Origin of the sequence: Sporosarcina sp. FSL W7-1349, assembly GCF_038003045.1 — a bacterium.
Lineage (GTDB): Bacteria > Bacillota > Bacilli > Bacillales_A > Planococcaceae > Sporosarcina.
The window spans coordinates 801,383-823,769 of sequence record NZ_JBBOOK010000002.1 but is presented as its reverse complement, the minus strand read 5'-3'; the positions used below and the strand labels follow the sequence as shown (position 1 = coordinate 823,769).

Here is a 22,387-nt window from a genome sequence, read left to right as displayed (position 1 = left end):
TTTATTTAGGTCAATTCAGTGAAAATTTATTTGAATTTTTCAGTGAATTCTATATAATGGAATTGAGTGAGCGTTCGTTCATAAAGGAGGGAGTAAATTTTGGGGAAATCCGGAGTCATTTTCTTTGAAAGGACATTTCCAAGTGCCAATATGGTTCTTATCAACGATCAGCAACCCATTCTGATTGATACTGGTTTTGGTAGTGATGCACTGGAGACCGAGCAGTTGATCAGAGAAGCAGGCGTTGCATCAGAGGATTTGCATTTGATTGTAAACACCCATTATCATAGCGACCATGTAGGTGGCAATTTTCATTTCCAAAAAAATTACGGTACTCGGATTGCGGCTCACAAATGGGACGCCGAGTTGATCAACTTACATGACCAAGAAGCGTGCGCAGCAGAATGGCTAGACCAACCTTTAGAGCCTTACCATGTCGATACTAAACTTTCCGATCATGACGAAATCCATACAGGAAGCAGAACTTTGCAAGTCTTACACACGCCGGGACATACATTGGGACATATTTCTATATACGATCCGGAAGCCGAGACATTGATTTGCGGGGATCTCTTCCACGGCAATGATATTGGGTGGCTGAATATTTTCCGGGAAGGTGTTTCATCGATTCAGCGGTCGTTGGAAAGTCTGGATCGGTTGTCTAAACTTCGAATTCAACAGGCATATTCAGGGCATGGACCGCAAATCGATGATCCTTTGGCGGCTATTGACGCGGCGAGAGGCCGCTTTGAAAAATGGCTTGGATCGCCGGAGAAAATTGCTTGGCATGCTTGCAAGCGGATTTTTTCATTTACTTTGATCATGAAAGATGGAATGGCGAAGGAAGAGATTGCTCCTTACTTGCTCAGCTGCGGTTGGTTCCATGACTTTGCGCGCCATTCCTTTCAATTACAGCCTGAGGAATTTATTCAGGTCTTGCTGGATGAAATAATCCGTTCGAGAGCAGCAAGTTGGCATAATGACCGGTTGATCGCCACTGCTCCATACAAAGCGCCGGAAAAGAACTGGATGGATCAGAACGTTAAGCCAAAAGATTGGAAAGCTCAAGATATTTTCACATAATCGGATCCTATGATTTCATTCCTGGGGGGAGTTCAGGTTGAGTTTACAAGTTGGCGAGGTTATTCATTTTGAACGGACCTTTACAAAAGAAGATGTTGAACTGTTTACAAAAGCATCGCGTGATGAAGGGGATCACCATATTACCCCAGATGAACAAGGGAGACTTGTCATTCAAGGGTTGTTGACCGCTACCCTGCCGACAAAAGTGGGCGGCGATCATAATGTACTCGCCCGGACGATGAATTTTGAGTTTTTTAGACCCGTTTTTACCGGAGATACTATACTATGTGCCGTCACGATTGAGAGATATGAAAAGACTGAGAATGGCAGGATATCCATTTTAACCTCCTTTGAATGCACCAATCAGGATGAAAAACTGGTATTGAAAGGGAACTTTGAAGGGGTCATTTTAAAACAATAGAATGCGAAAGGTCTCTTATATGGGACTCTTTTTTGTGCTTGGCACCAAGCGGTATGTATGCAAAAAGTTTCGATTATTACTATAATTATAAGGGAGATTATGTAACATACTTAATTGAGAGCAGGGGGAGACAGGAATGTATGAAATCGCAGTAATTGGAGCAGGGCCGGCTGGAGGCAGCGCTGCCTTATATGCAGCAAAAGCGGGAAAGAAAACGATTATGTTAGATAATGATAAAGGCGTAACAAAAAGGGCGTTGTTGAAGAATCACTATGGGGTGGCTGAAATTACCGGACCCGATATGGTAGCAGTCGGTATTGAGCAGGCAAAACAGTTTGGAGCCGAGTTGATCAATACAACCGTAACTGCCATAAGATCTACTGAAAATGGCTTTGAAATCGAGACAGAAGGCCAAGTCGTCGAGGCCCAACATATCATTTTGGCGACTGGGATGCTGACGGATTTAGCGGAAGCTGCTGGTTTACAGACAAAGCCGGGAACGGAACCGAGGATTAAAACCATCTTTGATGTGGATGCTGCCGGGAAAACGAATATAGAAGGAATTTGGGCAGCCGGCACTTGTGCAGGCGTCAGCATGCATACGATCATTACTGCCGGAGACGGAGCAAAGGTTGCCATTAATGTAATCAGTGAACTAAATGGAGAGCGTTATGTAGACCATGATATATTAAAATAATTTGAAGCCGTACATGTATTTGAAAACAAATACATGTACGGCTTTATTTTTCCTATTTTGCTATAATAAAATAGGAAATTAAATAAACGGACTTATACACACATTTGTCGATATTTGTGATATAATATATAAAGTTTGTGAGACTCTACACAAAGTCATAATATACAGAAAAGATTAGAAGTCATGTTTTGTCTTGCTATGACGCCTTAGTAAGAGTGACCGCATCTTTTCTGCAAATTCTATAGAAGGATATGGTAAAGATGAGCAACGGAAAAACCCAAACAGACGTTATCTTAATTGGTGCTGGAATCATGAGTGCGACTTTGGGGACACTGCTGAAAGAATTAAGGCCGGACTGGAAAATTACAGTGTTTGAAAAGCTCGAAGATGCAGGAGTGGAAAGCTCGAACGAATGGAATAATGCCGGAACAGGGCATGCAGCATTATGTGAGCTTAATTACACGACCGAAAAACCGGACGGAACCGTTGATATTAGCAAAGCTATCAATATCAACGAACAATTTCAGCTTTCTTTGCAGTTTTGGTCTTACTTGGTCAATAGTGAATTGATCCGTAATCCGGAGGACTTTATTATGCAATTGCCTCATATGAGCATGGTCCAAGGGAAAGACGATGTAGAATTTTTGAAGAAACGTTTTGAAGCAATGACGAAGAATCCATTGTTCCAAGGGATGGAATTCTCCGATAATCCGGAAAAACTGATGGAATGGATTCCGCTCATTATGCAAGATCGGCAATCGAATGAACCAATCGCGGCTACGAAAATCGACACGGGGACAGACGTCAATTTCGGTGCATTGACGCGTATTTTATTTGACCACTTGAAGAGCAAGGGCGTGGAATTGCACTATCAACATACAGTGAGTGACATTAAACAGACGAGCGACGGTGCATGGGAACTGAAAGTGCGCAACTCCAGTGGGATCAATCGCCATACTGCTAAATTTGTTTTCATTGGCGGCGGCGGTGGAAGCTTGCACCTTTTACAGAAGACAGGTGTTCCGGAAGCGAAGCATATCGGCGGATTTCCGGTCAGTGGGATCTTCATGGTATGTAACAATCCGAAAGTCGTCGAGCAGCACCATGCAAAAGTGTACGGCAAAGCAAAAGTCGGTGCTCCACCGATGTCCGTGCCGCATCTCGACACACGCTTCATCGACAATAAAAAATCATTGCTCTTTGGACCGTTCGCCGGCTTCTCTCCGAAGTTCCTAAAAACGGGCTCCAATATGGACTTGATCACTTCTGTGAACCCGAGCAATGTGTTTACGATGTTGGCGGCAGGCGCGAAAGAGATGTCTTTGACAAAATATCTGATTCAGCAAGTGATGTTGTCAAAAGAGCAGCGCATGGAAGAGTTACGGGAATTCATCCCGAATGCGAAAAGCGAAGATTGGGATCTAGTTGTTGCAGGCCAACGTGTACAGGTCATCAAAGACACAGAGGCAGGCAAAGGGACCCTTCAATTCGGTACGGAAGTCATCACGGCTGCTAACGGCACAGTTGCCGCGCTCCTTGGTGCTTCTCCAGGTGCATCCACGGCTGTCCATGTCATGCTTGAAGTACTTGCTAAATGCTTCCCGCAACATATGGAAGAGTGGGAACCGAAAATCAAAGAAATGATTCCTTCCTATGGAAAATCCTTAATGCAAAACCCGGATCTTCTGGAAGAGATTCATGCCTCTACTGCCGAATCCCTTGGTTTACACAATCAAGAGTTGGCTCATAGTTAACTAAATGAAAAATGCTTGCGGGAGATCGTCCACCGCAAGCATTTTTTGTTTTCATTTAAAGATAGGAGTTTTTTTCAACATCGCGCAAACCGGAATGGCGATCGCAAGTCCGATAAAGTTTTGAATCAAGTCTCCTGGAATGGACGCCAATGGAACGATGAGGCTATGGAACATGATGGCTTCCCCAATATAGTAAACTGCCACCATTAGAGGGATGGAGACAACTGTCGCGATTAAGTTAAACGCGAAGCTATTGCCTCGGCGGCCGTTCGACCAGGCAATCTTCCCGACGACGTAGCCTTGCAAACCGCGCGCCGCAATCGTGATCGGCGCCCAGATCGCATAGCCTCCGAGCAAATCGAAAAGCCCCATGCCAAGCGCCCCGGCGATGGCCCCTTTCTTCGGCCCGAATAAAATGGACGCTATGAAAAGCATCGCCGTTCCAAGGTGAATCAAGCCGCCGCCGTTTATCGCCATGGGCAGCCTTATATTCAATAACATCGTTGACACAAGTACAAGCGCCGCTAACACGGCAGTCAATACGAGGTCAAACGTTTTCGTTCGAGTACGCGAATAACTCTCTGTTTTTTGCATCATCTGTCACCTTCCCTATCCGGAAATTCTATGAATTTAGATTAAGGGAGAACTGACATTTTTAAAAGTGTCAAATTAGGCTAAAGTTTAGTGGTCAGATTAAGGAAGGTAGATAGATGAAAAAGTTCCACGTGAAAAAATGCTTGCGCGATGACTGATCACGCAAACATTTTCATATTACGACAATTGTCCAATTCCTGTCGGAGTTTGGCGGAATTCCGGATGGATCTGTTCCAACGCATGAGCTACATTGAGCAATCGTGACTCTTGGAAAGCTGGACCGACAATCTGCATGCCGACCGGAAGATTCCTCGCAAAACCGCATGGAACGCTAAGCGCCGGCAGTCCGGTTAAGTTGAACGGCCCCGTGAAGCGAATAATATGATCTAGGAAGCCGACATCCTCACCGTTCAGCTGGACGATATCTTGTCCGATTTTCGGAGTCAAAATAGGGGTTGTCGGTGAAATAAAGACATCCACTTGTTTGAAAAGGTCATTAAATTGGCGATTCAGCTGCATGCGAATTTGCTGTGCTTGCAGGAAGTCTACACCGGAAGGAATTTCTCCGAGTTTCAGCAAGAAACGGACGTCATCTCCGAAATCCTCCTCCCTTTCAACAAGATTATCATGATGGATGGCGCTCGCTTCCGTAATGATTGTAATTAGTTCGGCGAATTCAGCGTACGCCAAGGCAGGAATTTTGACGATTTCTACGACTGCCCCCTCTTTTTCCAAAGATATAAGCGCCTGGCGGACAGTTTTCTCCACATCCGAATCGACATTATGGAAGAAGTAGTCTTCATTGATTCCAATTTTTAATCCTTTGATGGATCCAGTCAATTCATTCGAATAGCGGGTCGAATTCACACGCACCGAAGTCGGATCTTTTGGATCGTATCCCGAGATAGCCTCGAGCACATACGCGGCGTCTTTCGCACTTTTCGTCATCGGGCCGATATGATCCAAAGACCAGGCAAGTGGAAATGCACCATATTTACTGACCAAGCCATGGGTCGGCTTTAACCCGGTGATTCCACAGAAGGAAGAGGGGATGCGAATGGAACCGCCTGTATCGGTGCCTAATGTGGCAATCGTCATATCGGTCGCAGTCGATACGCCCGAACCGCCGCTAGACCCTCCGGAAATGCGCTCTACATCCCATGGATTTCGACAGGCTCCGAAATGCGGATTATTATTCGTAGCTCCCCATGCGTATTCATGCAAATTCAGCTTACCGGTAAATACGACACCAGCTTTTTCGAGCTGATTGACGACCGTTGCATTTTCAGTCGGAATAAAATCCTGATGTATTTTGGAGCCCATCGTAGTCGGCTCATTGGCAATATAAATATTATCTTTAATGGCCATCGGAATCCCATGAAGCGGCCCCCGATAACGGCCTTCCTGTATTTCCTTTTCAGCAAGTCGGGCTTGGTCGAGAGCCTTTTCTTTTGTGATTGAAATGAACGCATTCACTTCTTCATTGAGTGCCTCGATTTGGTCGAACACATCATTTGCCACGTCGACTGGCGAGACTTCCTTGTTTTCGATCAAAGGAGCTAATTCCGTAATGGTTTTCTCATTCAATTTTTGGCTCATTCCACTTCCTCCTTTAATCGATGAACAAGTCCGATATCATGCTCTTTCCCATCCGCATGGCGTAGGCCGTCCCGTAAACTTTGAATTGTTCCCCATTGATTTGTCAGTGCTTCCAGTTCGATTGCATTCACTTTTACGTCCTTGGCTAACAACAATTTCTCAATAGTACTCTTCAAAGAAGTCCCTCCTCTTTTTTCACTACGTAGATTACTATTCTGAATAGTTTGCCAAAGTCCTGCATAAAAAAAGCGTGTCTGCAAATAAATCTGCATACGCGCTAGGGAAGTTGTGATGAAAATGATTGTAAATAGGTGGATTAAAGTCGGTGAAACAAATTGTTCAGTTTCATGTCGTGGCGTCCTGTTTTGGAACTTAAATAAGCGATGTCCACTTTGAGCCCTTTTATCTCTCCTGAGATAGTTTCAAATAGCCCCCTATGCTCGTCCATTTTGTCGTCGAGTATTTAAAGTTGCTACGCATTTCGGTAGTTAAATGATCCATTTTAGATTCCATGTTCTCCATCCGAGTTTCCAGCTTATCCATTCGTGTCTCAAGCCGGAGTTGTCCCGATTTCCATCTTTGATTTCCGATAGAATTTGATGTAAAAGTTCTTCCATATTTATCAGCTCAACCCAGTGTAGTCTTTCAATAATGGTTATTATTTCAAAAAGTGATTGACAACCAGAAAAAAAAGGAAGATAATAATTAACAACTCCTATAAGTTAAGTAGGTTTAATTTCTGAAGAGGAGGCTTTTATTTTTGATAGAGTTTCAAGGGATTCATAAAGAATTTAAACATAAGGGAAAGAGCATGGTCGCTTTAAACGATGTTTCCTTGAAAGTTGAAAGAGGGGATATTTATGGAGTGATTGGGTATAGCGGAGCCGGAAAAAGTACTCTTCTCAGAATGGTCAATGCCTTGGAAGTGCCGACGACAGGAAAAGTGATGGTCAAAGAAAAAGAATTAGGTGCTTTATCCAACCATGAACTTTCACAGGTGAAGAAAAACATCAGTATGATATTCCAACATTTCAATCTGCTGGAGTCTAAAACGGTTTTCGATAATATTGCCATCCCCCTTATTTTAAATAAAGTGACCAAAAAAGAAATCCAGAATCGGGTCGCTGAACTTTTAGATTTTGTTGGATTATCCGACAAGAAAAACAGCTATCCAAGCCAATTATCCGGTGGACAAAAACAGCGGGTTGGGATTGCCCGAGCATTGGTCACGAACCCGGAAATTCTGTTATGTGATGAAGCTACGTCGGCACTGGATCCGAAAACGACTGTTTCCATCTTGGAATTATTGAAACGGATCAATGAAGAATTTCATATTACTATTCTCGTTGTCACCCACGAGATGGAAGTAATCCGTGAAATCTGCAATAAAGTTGCGGTTATGGAACAAGGCCAAGTGATTGAATCCGGAAATGTTATTGATGTTTTTGGAAACCCGCAAGATCGTACAACGAAGGAATTTGTAAAGACCGTGATTCACGATGAGATGCCCCAAAGTATCGCACAAGAGCTCCGGCAATCGACGAGGAATAAGAGGGTGTACCAATTTAAATTCTTTGGAAAAACAACGACGAATTCCCTATTATACGAGCTTGCTAAAAAGTTTGATGTCGAATCCAATGTTGTTTTTGCCAATGTGACAGAACTTCAAGGGACAACGTTAGGGATTTTTACAGTGGCGTTTTTTGGAGAAGACACGGAAATTGACCGTGTATATCAATACGTGAAAGAAAAGGATATTCCTGTACAAGAGGTGAGGCTATGAATGGCGTGTCAACCGAATTAATTATCCGATCTATTTATGAAACCATTTATATGGTATCTGTTTCTCTATTGATCGGTACACTGATCGGTGTTCCGTTAGGTATTCTATTGGTTATGACACGATCAAATGGGATCAAGCCGAACCGGGGATTTTTCACCATACTGAATGGCTTCATCAATATTTTAAGGTCGGTTCCATTCATTATTTTACTGGTCGCCATTACCCCATTGACACGATTTATTGTGGGGCAAACATATGGTTCAACCGCTGCGATTGTTCCTCTTTGCGTATATATATTTCCGTTTATAGCACGATTAGTCGAGAATTCATTGTTGGAGGTGGGGCAAGGCATTATTGAGCTTTCAAAATCCTTAGGCGCCTCTACGTTTCAGACGATCCGTTATTTCCTTTTGCCCGAAGCGATGGGCTCGTTGGTATTGACTTTGACAACCGCGACAATTGGGCTTATTGGGGCGACAGCCATGGCAGGAACCATCGGTGGTGGCGGCGTCGGAAGCCTAGCCATCACCTACGGATACGAGCGATTCAACACGTTTGTCATTTTCTTGACGGTCATTATTTTGATCATCATTGTTCAGATTATCCAAGGGTTCGGCAATCGATTAGCAAAAAAACTTAGACATGAGTGAAGGAGATAAGGAATAATGAAAAAATTATCTTTAGTCATCAGCATGCTAGCATTGTTTGTGTTCGTTCTCGCTGCTTGCGGCAAGAATGACGACACAGCTGGGGAAGAAAAAACGAATATTAAAGTCGGGACATCACCTGGTCCGTATAGTTTATTATTTTTGGAGGCGGTTAAGCCGATTTTGGAGGAAAAAGGGTATACGGTGGAACAAGTAGAGTTCAATGATTTGCTTCAAGCCGACGTGGCGTTGGCAGATGGAGGCGTCGATCTGAATGTTGATCAGCACACCGCTTATATGGATAACTTCAATGAAAACAAAAACGCAGATCTTGTCAGTTTAACTCCGATTCCAACGGTTCCAGCGGGATTGTTCCCTGGTAAAAAGACTTCTTTGGATGAGTTAGCGGATGGTGATACAATCGGCATTCCGAATGATGCTTCCAATGCAGCGAGGGCCTATGCGATTCTTCAAAAAGCCGAACTTATCAAAATGAAAGATGGCGTGGAGGTAATGAAGGCAACTTCCCAAGACATCGAAGAAAATCCTCGTAACTTAAAAATTGTCGAAATGGACTCCGCTCAAATTCCTCGATCGTTAACTGACCTGGACTATGGCGTTGTACCGGGAAGCATTGTATATGCTTCCAATATGGACCCTTCAACAAAGCTAGTTTCTGAGGATGTATTGGATCATTTGGTATTAGTGGCGGTCACCACGGAGAAGAACAAAGATCTACCTTGGGCAAAAGATGTAGCAGCAGCGTATCAATCTGATGAATTCAAGGCGTATATGGAAGAACATAATAAAGACGATTACTGGTTTATTCCAAAAGAATTACAATAAGAAATGAAAAGGTCGGGCCTGTGGGGACTAGTAGATGGAAAATCTGCAATTGATCCCTACAGGCTTTTTCAGTAGGAAGAGAGGAGAACGAGTAAATGGTAGTGAATAGCGGGATATCGAATCAAATCAATGAGAAATTATCGGAGAGCTTCGAAGAGATGGTGGATTGGAGACGGCATATGCATCAGCATCCGGAGCTGTCCTTCCAAGAGGAGAAGACTGCCCATTATATTCAGGAAAAACTAATCAGCTTTGGATTGCAGGTCAAGACACATATTGGCGGGTTTGGTCTAATAGGTATTCTAGAAGGGGAGAAACCTGGAAAGACGGTTGCCTTGCGGGCGGATTTCGATGCCTTGCCTATTCAAGATGAAAAGGAAGCCCCTTATAAATCGCAAAATTCGGGAGTGATGCATGCGTGTGGGCACGATGGTCATACTGCTGCCTTGCTGGGAACTGCAAAAGCATTAAGTGAGTTTCGTCAACATTTGAAAGGAACAGTGGTTTTCCTCTTTCAACCGGCAGAAGAGACACCGCCCGGGGGAGCTAAGTCCATGGTGGAGGATGGCGTTTTGGAAGGAGTTGACTACGTATTCGGCGCTCACTTGGATTCGCAGGCTCCAATTGGCACAGTATCGGTCGGATCAGGATATCAAATGGCGGCAGTCGATAAATTTTCGATTTGTATTCAAGGCCAAGGCGGGCACGGGGCCAGACCACATGACACAGTAGACGCGATCGTGATTGCAAGCGATGTCGTCAATGCCTTGCAGAAAGTTGTAAGCCGTCATGTAGACCCTCTGCAATCCGCGGTTGTGACCATTGGCGTGCTACAGGCTGGGAGTGCATTCAATATCATTGCCGATAAAGCGACGCTCGAAGGAACAGTCCGCACCTTTGACGCAGCTATTCGCAAACAAATAGAAAAACAGATTCAACGTATCGTCGAAGGGGTTACTTCTGCATTTGGTGCTTCTTATACCATTGACTATTTGAATGGTTATCCGGCTTTATACAATCATCCGAAAGAAACGGAAACCGTTCGAAATTTGCTGAAGGCTGCTTTTACGGAAAAACAGGTAGTAGAAATGCAACCTTCCATGGGAGCGGAGGATTTCTCTTACTTTTTACTAAAGAAGCCCGGAACTTATTTTAGAGTCGGCTCCCATAATGAAAATAGTTCCACTCAATTCCCGCACCACCATCCGAAATTCGATTTTGACGAAAGAGCATTATTGAATATAGGAAAATCTTTTATATCGATAGTGGCTCACTATTTGGTTGATTAAGATTCCGTCAAGCGGACCTGGCTGCATATTTTGAAACAATTGCGCTGAATCTTCTTCTTTTCAGTAGAAACAGGTATGCTCTTTTTCATTTTTCAAGTATAATAATAGTAAGTGATATAGAGAAAGGGAAGAAGAGATGAAACGAAAAGGCTGGGGTCGGTTGATCGGGGCGTTGGTGGGGATTTTGCTTGTGGGAATGATAGCCGCCAGTTTCTTTTTTTATGATTTGGCGATTAAGCGAGGGCCGAAAGAATACTTGCAGGGGAATACCGATTTGGAAGTTTCCGATAAGGCGATGGATGTGTTTTTGAATGGCGATTGGAAACAGTGGGTCGCAGTTCAACCATTCGAGCAACTGCATATGCAATCGAGGGACGGCTTGGAGCTATCCGGTTATTTTTTGCCGGCAGCTGTGCCGACCGATAAGTTAGTCATCTTGACGCATGGGTATTTGGGGAATGCAAAGCAAATGGGCCTGTTCGGCCAGTTTTATCATGATACATTACAGTTCAATATTTTCATGCCGGATGCACGCGGGCATGGCAAGAGCGGTGGAGATTATTACGGCTTTGGCTGGCCGGATCGACTGGACTTGATCGACTGGACGAATCTGTTAGTGCAAAAGCTTGGAACCGATACCGAAGTGGTCTACCATGGATTGTCGATGGGTGCGGCAACGGTGCTGATGACGAGCGGGGAAGATGATTTACCGGAACAGCTGGAAGCGATCATCGCGGACAGTCCATATGCGTCGGTATATGATCTCTTTGCTTATCAGATGAAGCGGATGTTTCACCTTCCGGCATTTCCTGTATTGGATAGCACGAGTGTCGTGACGAAGATGCGGGCGGGTTATTCGCTCCGGGAAGCGAACGCGTTGCGGGAAGTGGCGAAAACGGATGTTCCGATTTTGTATATCCATGGAAAGGGCGATACGTTTGTGCCCACGGAGATGTCGGAAAATCTATATCGCCATACGCGAAGCGAATCGGAAATCTTCTTGGTCGATCTCGCCAATCATGGGGAGTCCTATGTATTGGAAAAGGGAGTCTATCAGTTGAAGGTCCGTAATTTCCTGTCTTCACATTTGAATGAGGACTTACCGAAATTGGCCAACCAAGAGTAATTCGAAAAAACACTCACTTTTGTGGAGTGTTTTTTTGTTTGGTGTCCGTCCTGCGGGGGCATAAATTCCCCGCCTTTCGGCAACCTAACAAAAAGACGTGAGAAAGGTGTGAAAGTCATGAAACAACCTTTCATGCCCCAGTTAGTCTATTTTGAGCCGAATGCGCTGGACTATCCACTTGGGAAGGAACTGAAGGAGAAATTCGAGAAGCTGGGGATCGAAATCCGTTACACCACTTCGCATAATCAAGTCCGGAATTTGCCGGGGGAAACGGATCTTCAAAAGTACCGGATCGCAAAGTCGACGTTAGTCGTCGGAATCCGGAAAACGTTAAAGTTTGATACGTCCAAGCCATCCGCCGAATACGCCATCCCCTTCGCGACGGGGTGCATGGGCCATTGCCATTACTGTTATTTGCAGACGACGATGGGGGCCAAACCGTATATCCGGACGTATGTGAATGTCGAGGAGATCTTGGAGGCGGCGGATCAGTATATCGAGGAACGTGCTCCGGACATTACCCGGTTCGAAGCAGCATGTACGTCGGATATCGTTGGAATCGATCATCTGACACATACTTTGAAAAGAGCGATCAATCATTTCGGCCAGACGGAATTGGGCCGGTTGCGCTTCGTAACGAAATTCCATTATGTCGACCATTTACTCGATGCCGAGCATAACGGCCATACCCGCTTCCGATTCAGTGTCAATGCCGATTATGTCATCAAGAACTTCGAACCGGGCACGTCACCTCTGGACAAACGGATCGAGGCGGCAGGAAAAGTGGCACGTGCCGGGTATCCGCTCGGGTTCATCGTCGCACCGATCTATCTCCACGAAGGATGGCAGGAAGGGTATTATCATTTATTTGAACGGCTTGATGCGGAATTGCCTCAGGATGCGCGGGACGATATTACATTTGAATTCATCCAGCATCGGTTCACGAAGCCCGCTAAAAAGGTAATTGAAAAAAACTATCCGAAGACGAAGCTGGAATTGGATGAATCGAAAAGGCGCTATAAATGGGGCAAATACGGCATCGGGAAATATATTTATCAAAAAAATGAAGAGGATGAAATAAAAGAGCGGTTGGAGGCGTATTTGGAGGAGTTTTTCCCTGCTGCGAAGCTGGAATATTTCACCTGAACTATGCAAGCCGCCCTTTGTTTGTCGTCGGTCGTTCGTGGTATAACTTCAGTAGGAGCCTTTTATCCAAATAAATCAATGTAGGAGAAGATATGGGAACTAATAAAGTAGGATGGAATTTTGACAATAGCTATTCCCGTCTGCCTGAGTCGTTTTACACGAAAATCGAACCGGTACCTGTAAACTCACCTGAACTTGTCATCTTGAACGATGCGTTGGCAGAATCCCTTGGTTTGGACCTTGCTGCGTTGCGAGGAGAAGGAACGGCTATCTTTGCGGGCAATCAAGTTCTGGAAGGTGCTATACCTCTTGCCCAAGCTTATGCCGGTCATCAATTTGGCCATTTCAATCGGTTGGGAGACGGTCGGGCAGTCTTGCTGGGCGAACAGTCGACGCCTTCCGGGGACCGTTTTGACATTCAGCTAAAAGGCTCGGGCCGGACGCCGTATTCCAGGGGCGGAGATGGCCGCGCGGCATTGGGACCGATGTTGCGCGAATACATCATTAGTGAAGCAATGCAGGCGCTCGGCATTCCGACGACCCGCAGCCTGGCAGTCGTGACCACTGGGGAGCCGGTATATCGCGAAACCGTTCTGACTGGCGCCATTCTCACTCGGGTGGCGTCCAGCCATCTTCGTGTCGGCACGTTCCAATATGTGGCGGCCTGGGGCACCGATGAAGATCTGCAGATTCTTGCAGATTATGCAATTGAACGGCATTATCCAGCCATTCGGTCTGCCGCGAATCCGTATCTTGCTTTGCTGGAGGAAGTCATGAAACGACAGGCCAAGCTTATTTCCCAATGGCAGCTCGTCGGGTTCATCCACGGGGTCATGAACACGGACAATATGACGATCAGCGGGGAAACAATTGACTATGGCCCGTGTGCATTCATGGATACGTATGATCCGAAAACAGTATACAGCTCCATCGATGTCCAAGGACGATACGCCTATCGCAATCAACCCCCAATTGCCGCATGGAATCTATCGCGATTTGCAGAAGCGTTATTGCCGTTGATTGATGAAGATACGGAACAGGCGATTGAAATGGCCCAAGAGGTGATTTCCGGTTTTGCTTCCCTGTATCAATCCGAATGGTTGGCGGGCATGCGGGCGAAACTGGGGATACGTAACGAAGAAGAAGGGGATCGGACCCTATTTGAAGCGTTACTGGATATGATGGAAGAGCATGAGGCGGATTTTACAAATACGTTCCGGGCCTTGACGTTCGGGACGTTCGAAGGTTCATCCCTTTTCCAATCGTCGGAGTTTACCGAATGGCACGGAAATTGGCAGGAACGGTTAAGCCGACAGCCGGAAGGCAAGGATGACTCCTTCAAGTTGATGAAAGACAGCAACCCGGCCGTAATTCCGCGGAATCATCGAGTGGAGGCCGCTCTTTCCGCAGCGGAGCAAGGGGATCTTAGTGTGATGAGACGGCTGTTAGGCATCCTTTCGACCCCCTATGCGCATTCACCAGAACAGAAGGAATTTGCAAACCTTCCACCTCGGACGATGGTTCCGTATCAGACATTTTGCGGGACATAACAAAAACCTCATGCCGCCTGGGTTCTTCAGGTAGCATGAGGTTTTATTTCATCGATTGCATTTGTATATTTTTCATACCAAAACTTCCATTCATCCTTGCGGTTATCGACGCTTTTTCCATCGGCCAAAGCGCAGATCACATCTAGGCAAACATGCCATCCTGCCAAATCCTTCGGGGTGTGATCTGTCAGGTGTGCGATTTTTTCCTGCATTAGTAGTCGGCTACCGGCAGACTCTTCGGTCAGCTCAAACCGGACATGTTCCGCCCACCAATTGAATTCTAAAAGATGCCCCATTTGGAAATCCGTAATTTCGAGTTCTTCCAAGTGGCCATCCTGCATGTCAAATGCCATGAATCCCCCTTTCCGGAGATCGCCGGCGCGCAGTTCAGGAAACCACTGGGCCAACTTGTCATTTTCGGTTAACCATGTCCAAACTTCTTCGGCAGGGTGCGGGAGATGGCGTTCGAATTGTGCCATGTAACCTTGTTGCGTTTTGCTGATCTTCGCTATCACAATGTTCCTCCTCGATTATTTCCTCATAATAAAGCTTAAATGCCTTCCACACTGTTTATCTTGCCGATAGGAAAATCCCGAGGGGCTATCATAGGTGCAAGTCGTATCCATAGCGATTTGCTCCAGTGGGATGCCCGCCAGCTCACACTGCTGTTTCACTGTAAGTTGGTTATCGATATGATATTTCCGGGTAGTTTCGTTGTAGTACATAAACTCATCCGCATAACCGAGGGCCTTGAATTTATCATAGACATCTTGATCGACTTCAAACCGTTCTTGACTGAGGGATGAACCGATCTGCACATGAAAGTCGGCCGGGTCGCATTGTTCGGCTTGTTGTAAATGTGAAAAGACTTTTCGAGTGATTTCTTTGACGGTTCCTTGCCAACCTGAATGGATGACACCGACAAGGCCCTTCACTTCATTATAAAAAATGACGGGGACACAATCTGCCGTGAAGCCGCAAAGTACAAGATTGGAATCCAGCGTGTACAAGGCGTCCGTGTCGGCGATGGCAGTGTCCAGGCGTTCCGCTCCTCGCCCTTTGTCTGCAAGCGACACCTTTTGCATATTCGAGCTATGGGTTTGATTGGCGCAAACAAAATCCTCAAGTGTGCATCCTAAGGAAACGGCTAGGTTTCTTCGGTTTTCAATCACGTCATTTGGATTGACACAAGCATGCAGCGCCATATTATTTTTTTCCGGTTCCATTTCAGTCTTTAGCGTTATACCCGCTTGGAACTGTCCATTGTCAATGTATAGTTTTGTTTTCATATTATCACCTGCCTTTACTATACATTAGGCATGCCCCGAAGTTCACCTGGGACCTTAAATTCATTAATACTTTCAATCTATGCAGGAAAATTTAGATCATAACGGGAATACTTCAAATTAGATATAGCGTAAAGGAGGAATAGCATGTGATTCATCAGTTGGGACAAGTGATGTTGTATGTTACGAATCAGGATGATGCCTTGAAATTTTGGAAGGAAAAAGTGGGGTTTGCTGTCATTTCCGAGGAGGATAACGGACAGGGAATGCGATGGATTGAAGTCGCTCCGACTCCGGAAGCGGAAACAAGTATCGTTCTTCATAATAAGGAATTTATAGCGAAAATGGAACCCGAATTAAACCTTCAAACCCCGTCACTGCTGTTTTACACAGAAGATCTTGACAAATTCCGTGAAAACTTATTGAAGCAAGGCATTACGGTAGGAGAAGTAATGACGATGCCTACGGGAAAAGTCTTTAATTTTGCCGATGACGAAGACAATTATTTTGCTGTGCTCGAGAAAAAGTAAAAATTGTATCTGGAATGGCAGTTCTACGAAGGCGGAACTGCCATTTATATTTTCATATCGTTATTTTAATTCCCTCGACAAATACAGCTGTTCCCGAAATCGCAATGCTCAGGTCATCTTGCGCATTGACATGGACAATTACACGTCCGTCCTTCCCCATTTCCTGGCCTTGTTCTACGACTATATCGTATGTTTCTTTTAACTCAGGTTTGAGGTAAGTTGCAATATATGCACCTAACACACCGGATGCCGTACCTGTGACAGGGTCCTCGATTATACCTGCGTCAGGCGATGAAAAGTGCCTGGCATGAAGATCCGCATCATCGTTTAATGCTGTGAAACTGAAAGGATGAATGGACGACTTTGGAAGTTCTTTTAAAATTTCCGGAAATTGTGCCGTTTGCGGTTTCATTTGCTTAAATACGTTGACATCTACAATGGGAACACATAAGGTCCACTGCCCCGTACTGCCATAGACAATTGGATATGTTGTATCGATGGCGGAAACAGGGATGTTTAGACTTTGGGCCAAATCCTCTATTATCCCTTCGAAATACCGGAACTGCGGTTTTGCGTGATGCATCCGAATTTGATAAAAGGCATCATCCTTTGAAACACTTACCGGAAGGACACCGGCTAATGTTTCAATTAAATAGTTTTCTTTCAGGGGAAGAACGTTTTGATCGAGGAGAGCCGCAATGGAAGCCATTGTCGCATGTCCACAAAGAGGTGTTTCATAACCGGGTGTAAAATAACGGATCCGAATGTCTGCATGATCCGATAAGATGGGAAATGCACATTCACTAAACCCGACCACTTTGGCCACCTGCTGCATTTCTTCGGTAGAAAGGTGTTCCCCGTTCAGTATAATTCCGGCTGGGTTCCCTTTCCCCGGTTTTATTGAAAAAGCATCATAATGATAAACCTGTATTTCTTTCAAAGGACATCCTCCTTGCAAAATCCGTTTATCCTATTCTACCGTACCTGTTTCGTAAGTAATATTATTTTGTTGGAAAACTCAAAGGCGCTCTATCAAGGGATGCAAATCACCAACATCATAATTAGGATGGCGAAGAAGGAAAGTTTCTGCCAGCGGAATAAGGGCATTGCCAAAAGAATATGAGGCCGGGAAGCGCAATGATTATAATAAGAAAAAAGTGGTTTTTCACGGTAGAAGGGGCATTGAAATGTCCCCACGAAATGAAATTTTATTCTTAATTATATAGGTAGGAGGACCTGTTGCGATAGGAAGTAATTAAAAAAGTTTGAAGAACATCCGCAAATTCAAAACCATTATTATAGTATAATAGACTTAAGGAGGGGGAAGTATTGAGTGAACTTTTAGAAATTGATCAGGAACAAGTAGAACGGTTAGAAGATAGGGATTTTATTAAATGGATGATTGAGGAGTTGTCCAGCGAGGAGCTGGCCATGTTGCTTTTTGTCACCAAAACAGAGAAAAACGTAAAAAAACTAGTCAAATTGCCGATTCCATTTTTACAAAACAAAGTGTTAGCAAAAGCTGTGCGATCCAAATTAAGAAGTATGGAGTTAATACCGCCATTTCCTTTTTATATTGAAAAAATGGGAGAGAAAGAGATTGAATCCAAAGACGAAATAATGGAAGTGGTTCAAGAAGAGAATTGCGATGCCAGGAAGGCAGCTCTCATATTTTATCTACAAAATCATTATGAGGAGGCTTGGGAATACTATGAAACTAGAGACGAAGAAGAGACGGCGGCGAAAGAGGCAGATGTAGTGGAAAAAGAGAGTGAGCCGGAAAAGCCGAGTGAAAAGCAGGTCGTTTCAGCGAAAATCGAGAACAAACTACAGTCAAAAATCGAAAAATTGACAATAGAGAAAGAGGAATTGATTGCCCGTAACAACCAACTGAAACAAGAAGTGAAAGAGAAAAACACAGAATATATTAAGGATCTGAACCAAGCGAGACAAGCATTGGCCGAAGAGAAAAAGTTAGTAACCGAATTGGAAGAGCAACTGACGAAATTTAAATCGGATATCGAGAAGCTGCGGGCTGAAAATGCGGCCTTACGGGTGGAAAATTCGAACGCAGTGGAACAAGCAAACTTACCGCCTCGAGCCAAAGAAAAATTAGCCATGATTGGCCATCCAAAAAATAGCCGAATTTTAGAGAATGAAGCATTTCATATTACTGTTTTCGAATTGGACGAACTGCAAAATTTCATAGAAGAGGCAGATCAGTATGCCTACATATTTTACCTTAGCTATGTGATCGATGAAGTAGTCTATGAAGAGATGGTACCAGAAACGATTAGAGAAAATATTAAACGAATTGAAAGTTTTATGCAACTGAAAAAAGTGATGGGGGAAATTACATATGTATAGATTTTGGGAGCCATTTATCTTAGGAGTAGTAGCTGAAACGGCGGAAGCACGGTATCCGGGCCAACGCTCTGTTTTTATTAATAACTCGAATGAGATCCAGTTTTCAATCCGGATTCTTTCGACTCCGCCCCATAGCTTCCCAAACAGTCAGCGGGTAATCACTTGTTGGGGCAGCGACTTGGAGCAACATGGATTTGAGGATCATTATTTCGACAAGGAACAGCGGATCCAAAGCCTAATAGATTTTCTCGATGGACAACTTCTTGTTTTTCAAGTGGAAAAGCGGATCGGTCCAAATGTCGAGTATTTTACGGCGAAAAACATTCATCTTTTACCGAAAAAAGCATCGTTCACGCCGGAATCCAGTTATATTCCCGTACCTCTTTTCACGGAGAACAAGGACAAGGCTACACAGGAGGATTTCACATGGGAACAGTTCATCCAGAACTTGAATGATGGAACATACATAGGCCGGAATGAGCATGTTTCGAGAGAGCCGGAAGATACACCTCGCATTCTCTTGTATAAGACGATTGACAATGAATATTATGCAGTCGGAGAATTCATTAGCCACCATTATGCCCATGGCGGCTTTAGTTTTGAATCGGAAGATAAAACCATCAAATACAATTTGGTGGATAAAAAAGTTATGAATGAAATCTATAATTTCCAAGATGTCATGTTCGTAGGCATGGATCAAGACCATGAAATTATCACGTCGCTGCAGGATGAGAGTGCGACCGCGAAGACGACGACGGTCCAAGTCCCCATGCAGGATGAAGCGGTCCTAGAGGAAAAGGAAGTTGTCCATGTCGAAAAAATGCCGGAACCTGTCTCAGTGAATGAGGGCGAGGATAAGCTCAAAGGGATGGAAGAGGCATTCATGGAGCAATTTTTAACTGAAACAAAAAAGATGAATCTGATGTACAATACCGAGGATTTGTACAACTTTCATACTTGCGTCAAAACGGGCGGACTGACTATTCTGGCAGGGATGAGCGGGACGGGGAAATCCCAGTTAGTCAATGCCTATCAGAAGGGTCTGCATTTGGATGCCGATAAGTTCTTGATGATCCCGGTTAGCCCGACATGGACAGATGACACCGACTTAATTGGATATCCGGACATTGTCAATAATGTCTATCGCCCGGCGGACACGGGTCTCGTCAACTTGCTGATCGAGGCGGAGAAGAATCGCTCGGAAACGTTCGTCGTCTGTTTTGATGAGATGAACTTGGCAAAAGTGGAACATTATTTTTCTCAATTTCTTTCCGTCCTGGAAATGGAAAAAGGCCGCCGGAAACTGAAGTTATACAATCGGGACCTGCAAAACAAATTTTATAACGGTTCCTATTACCCGCCGGAAGTGCTGATCGGGGATAATGTCATCTTTACAGGTACGGTGAACTTGGATGAGAGCACCCATCAATTTAGTGATAAGGTTCTGGATCGCTCCAATCTTCTCACCTTGCACGTAGAACCTTTTACTAAGATGTTGCTCATGGACAGCCAGCCGGAAAAAGGAGAGTCGAAGACGAAAAATTCCTATGCGGTCCATGCCTTTATTTACCAAGACCGAAAGTTGACTCTGTCCGACTATGAGCTTGAGTTTTTATGGAATGTCCATCAATTATTGAATACCGTCACCCCGAATATGGGAATTGGTCCACGGATTGTGAAACAAATTGATTTATATATTAAGAATTTGTCTCATTTGGATGGTTGTCCAATCGACCGGGAGAAGGCGTTCGATTTGCAGTTTGCGCAACGGATTCTACCCAAAATACGGGGGTCGGAAGAAATGCTGCAACATCTGTTGGGTGTTTACAATCCGGACACAAAAGAAAGCCAAAACTCCAAGCTAATTCAGCTATTTGATGAATATGACTCCATTTCTGAATTTGAGAAATCCCGGTTAATCCTTTCAGAAAAAGCGAAGGAGCTTACGAGAAATGGTTACACAATTTAAAGTCGCGTTCATTGAAACATACGGGGCTGTACAAAAAACGATTGCTTGCGACCATTTCCGTAGAAGAATGGATCTCGATTATTTGGCAGATGAAGTGCAGTTGATGGAAAACTCGGTGCTGCAGTTGCAGTTCGACGCGCCTGCCGGCTACCGTTTGTACATGGACGGGTTAGACCAATTGGAAGTGGATTTTGTCCAAGAGGATGAGAGGGGATTATATCTCCACCCATCCTCCGATCCGTATGTCTTGTACAATCCGGAGCGGTATAATAAGCCATATCCATTCATACCGGGCACTTACTTCCTCATGATTACAACCGACCAGGAGGAAGTGTATGAAGCAAGGGCGAAGGTGACGACAAAGCGAATCACGGAAGACCAGCATGTGAAAATGATTGAAGAGATAGAGGAAGCGGTCAAAGGCTTGTCTAGCGAACTGACAAGCCGCCGGAAGATTTTCAGTGAAGTCGCTTTGGATATTTTCGGTCCTGAGAAGGTCGAGGAATACTCTGTCATCTTGTCGCGACGGGATAATATCATTAATGGACTGAATATTATCGAGAAGAATAGAAGGTATTCAGTCATCAAAAGCTATCCGGTCATCCCGAAAGCGAAGGCGAAGAAAATCGACAGCAAATCCATAAAATATTTGATGATGCATCCGGAGCAGCAAAAGACGATCCAAGCGCCGATTTCTACCGTGACATATGACATTCCGGAAAATCGGATGATTAAAAAAATCGTGCTTCTAATTTTGAACTATGTTAATGAAATGAGGAACTGCTTTTTGCATCCCTACGCTAGATCGCATAATAAGGTCCAGGCCGATTTGCTAAAAAAAGAAATCCTCATCTTGCAAAATCGATTGACTTTATTTTTGAATGAACGATGGATTCGGAATATCCCGGAGAGCGCCACCGGAGAGATCCCGATGGCGTTCTTCTCAGTAGGAACGTATAACACATTCTATAAGTTGTATCGCATGCTGAAGAAAGGGTCCGCGCAAAAAGCGAATGCGCCGAAGTTGCAATTTCACTATAAACGATCGGATTTACTATACGAAATATGGGGCTATTTGCGTGTCATCAAAATCTTAAAAGAGGAGCATGGATTTGAGATTACACGCAACTGGTTCCAAATCGACCAGAACACCTTGGACCAAGTGATTGTGCCGAGACAGCATGACTCCGACTATGTCGAATTGAGTAAGAACAATAAAACGATCCGGATTTTTTACGATGAGAGGATACCGGAACGAAGAGGTGACATTTCACCGCTCCGCACAATGTACACGATGAGCAATAATAGACCAGATTGCAGAATCGACGTATGGGTGGATGCCAAATACAAAGGTTCATTGATCATTGATTTTAAGTATCGGAAGAAAGAATACTTATGGAACGATGATTTGCTTGGCAATCGCCAGCCATCCAAAGTGATGAGGCAGCTAGAGTCCTATTCAAGCGGTATGAAATCCCATACGCTGACATTGAATGAGGAGAAAAATCCATTGATTGACGCGCAGCCCGTCACCGAAGTGTGGGCTGTCTATCCGATCAGAAGAGAGACGACGGATACAGATTACGAGCTGAATGAATACGACGTCCGATTAATCGACTTGAGTCCCGATGTCGAAATCGAGCATTTCAGCCAAATGCTCGAAAAAACGCTTCAAGAAATCATACAAAGGTGACAGTCAC

At 44.5% G+C, this 22,387-nt stretch carries 21 protein-coding genes; 15 read left to right on the top strand and 6 right to left on the bottom strand.

Annotated elements, in window-relative coordinates:
• Positions 1-99: 99 nt before the first annotated feature.
• From MKY41_RS17965 to MKY41_RS17950, 4 genes are all read left to right on the top strand, one after another.
• Entirely contained in the window at positions 100-1,083 is a 984-nt protein-coding gene (locus MKY41_RS17965; protein WP_340746367.1) for an MBL fold metallo-hydrolase, read from the top strand.
• 37 nt (positions 1,084-1,120) lie between these two features.
• Entirely contained in the window at positions 1,121-1,504 is a 384-nt protein-coding gene (locus MKY41_RS17960) for an FAS1-like dehydratase domain-containing protein (RefSeq protein ID WP_340746366.1), read from the top strand.
• 136 nt (positions 1,505-1,640) lie between these two features.
• Positions 1,641-2,201, top strand: coding sequence for an FAD-dependent oxidoreductase (locus MKY41_RS17955; RefSeq protein WP_340746365.1), 561 nt, complete (start codon positions 1,641-1,643; stop codon positions 2,199-2,201).
• Positions 2,202-2,461: 260 nt separating this feature from the next.
• Positions 2,462-3,955 (top strand): malate:quinone oxidoreductase, encoded by a 1,494-nt coding sequence (locus MKY41_RS17950; RefSeq protein ID WP_340746364.1) that lies wholly within the window; start codon positions 2,462-2,464, stop codon positions 3,953-3,955.
• A 51-nt stretch (positions 3,956-4,006) separates the two neighbouring features.
• Here MKY41_RS17950 and MKY41_RS17945 read toward each other — a convergent pair whose 3' ends face one another.
• The 3 genes from MKY41_RS17945 to MKY41_RS17935 all read right to left on the bottom strand — a co-directional run bounded on the left by MKY41_RS17945 (position 4,007) and on the right by MKY41_RS17935 (position 6,324).
• Positions 4,007-4,549 (bottom strand): ECF transporter S component, encoded by a 543-nt coding sequence (locus tag MKY41_RS17945; protein WP_340746484.1) that lies wholly within the window; start codon positions 4,547-4,549, stop codon positions 4,007-4,009.
• 177 nt (positions 4,550-4,726) lie between these two features.
• Positions 4,727-6,148 (bottom strand): amidase, encoded by a 1,422-nt coding sequence (locus tag MKY41_RS17940; protein WP_340746363.1) that lies wholly within the window; start codon positions 6,146-6,148, stop codon positions 4,727-4,729.
• Positions 6,145-6,324, bottom strand: a complete 180-nt coding sequence (locus tag MKY41_RS17935) for a hypothetical protein (RefSeq protein ID WP_340746362.1) — start codon at positions 6,322-6,324, stop codon at positions 6,145-6,147. The genes MKY41_RS17940 and MKY41_RS17935 overlap by 4 nt, the downstream gene beginning before the upstream one ends.
• Positions 6,325-6,908: 584 nt before the next feature.
• Here MKY41_RS17935 and MKY41_RS17930 point away from each other — a divergent pair.
• From MKY41_RS17930 to MKY41_RS17900, 7 genes are all read left to right on the top strand, one after another.
• On the top strand, positions 6,909-7,931 hold the full coding sequence (locus tag MKY41_RS17930; protein ID WP_340746361.1) for a methionine ABC transporter ATP-binding protein: 1,023 nt from the start codon (positions 6,909-6,911) through the stop codon (positions 7,929-7,931).
• Positions 7,928-8,581 (top strand): methionine ABC transporter permease, encoded by a 654-nt coding sequence (locus MKY41_RS17925; protein WP_340746360.1) that lies wholly within the window; start codon positions 7,928-7,930, stop codon positions 8,579-8,581. The genes MKY41_RS17930 and MKY41_RS17925 overlap by 4 nt, the downstream gene beginning before the upstream one ends.
• A gap of 15 nt (positions 8,582-8,596) precedes the next feature.
• On the top strand, positions 8,597-9,424 hold the full coding sequence (locus MKY41_RS17920; protein WP_340746359.1) for a MetQ/NlpA family ABC transporter substrate-binding protein: 828 nt from the start codon (positions 8,597-8,599) through the stop codon (positions 9,422-9,424).
• Between the two features lie 95 nt (positions 9,425-9,519).
• Complete coding sequence (locus tag MKY41_RS17915; RefSeq protein ID WP_340746358.1) at positions 9,520-10,713, top strand: M20 metallopeptidase family protein; 1,194 nt, start codon at positions 9,520-9,522, stop codon at positions 10,711-10,713.
• A gap of 136 nt (positions 10,714-10,849) precedes the next feature.
• Positions 10,850-11,839 carry an alpha/beta hydrolase gene (locus tag MKY41_RS17910; protein ID WP_340746357.1) on the top strand — a complete coding sequence of 330 codons (990 nt, stop codon included), beginning with the start codon at positions 10,850-10,852 and terminating at the stop codon, positions 11,837-11,839.
• A 117-nt stretch (positions 11,840-11,956) separates the two neighbouring features.
• Complete coding sequence (gene splB, locus MKY41_RS17905; protein WP_340746356.1) at positions 11,957-12,985, top strand: spore photoproduct lyase; 1,029 nt, start codon at positions 11,957-11,959, stop codon at positions 12,983-12,985.
• 92 nt (positions 12,986-13,077) lie between these two features.
• Complete coding sequence (locus MKY41_RS17900) at positions 13,078-14,535, top strand: protein adenylyltransferase SelO (RefSeq protein ID WP_340746355.1); 1,458 nt, start codon at positions 13,078-13,080, stop codon at positions 14,533-14,535.
• Positions 14,536-14,561: 26 nt separating this feature from the next.
• Here MKY41_RS17900 and MKY41_RS17895 read toward each other — a convergent pair whose 3' ends face one another.
• The gene (locus MKY41_RS17895; RefSeq protein WP_340746354.1) at positions 14,562-15,050 is read right to left on the bottom strand and encodes an SRPBCC family protein; all 489 of its coding nucleotides are present in this window, start codon (positions 15,048-15,050) and stop codon (positions 14,562-14,564) included.
• A 15-nt stretch (positions 15,051-15,065) separates the two neighbouring features.
• Positions 15,066-15,824, bottom strand: coding sequence for a peptidoglycan editing factor PgeF (gene pgeF, locus MKY41_RS17890; RefSeq protein ID WP_340746353.1), 759 nt, complete (start codon positions 15,822-15,824; stop codon positions 15,066-15,068).
• 146 nt (positions 15,825-15,970) lie between these two features.
• On the opposite strand from pgeF, the gene MKY41_RS17885 reads away from it, so the two are divergent.
• Entirely contained in the window at positions 15,971-16,351 is a 381-nt protein-coding gene (locus MKY41_RS17885) for a VOC family protein (protein ID WP_340746352.1), read from the top strand.
• Positions 16,352-16,403: 52 nt separating this feature from the next.
• Here the strand turns inward: MKY41_RS17885 and MKY41_RS17880 are convergent, their stop codons facing one another.
• Entirely contained in the window at positions 16,404-17,291 is an 888-nt protein-coding gene (locus MKY41_RS17880; RefSeq protein ID WP_340746351.1) for a PhzF family phenazine biosynthesis protein, read from the bottom strand.
• A 389-nt stretch (positions 17,292-17,680) separates the two neighbouring features.
• Between MKY41_RS17880 and MKY41_RS17875 the strand changes: the two genes are divergently transcribed.
• The 3 genes from MKY41_RS17875 to MKY41_RS17865 are packed head-to-tail and all read left to right on the top strand — an operon-like array spanning position 17,681 to position 22,380.
• Complete coding sequence (locus tag MKY41_RS17875) at positions 17,681-18,718, top strand: hypothetical protein (RefSeq protein ID WP_340746350.1); 1,038 nt, start codon at positions 17,681-17,683, stop codon at positions 18,716-18,718.
• On the top strand, positions 18,711-20,687 hold the full coding sequence (locus MKY41_RS17870; RefSeq protein WP_340746349.1) for an McrB family protein: 1,977 nt from the start codon (positions 18,711-18,713) through the stop codon (positions 20,685-20,687). The genes MKY41_RS17875 and MKY41_RS17870 overlap by 8 nt, the downstream gene beginning before the upstream one ends.
• Positions 20,671-22,380, top strand: coding sequence for a DUF2357 domain-containing protein (locus MKY41_RS17865; RefSeq protein WP_340746348.1), 1,710 nt, complete (start codon positions 20,671-20,673; stop codon positions 22,378-22,380). Before MKY41_RS17870 ends, MKY41_RS17865 begins: the two co-directional genes overlap by 17 nt.
• Positions 22,381-22,387 lie beyond the last annotated feature (7 nt).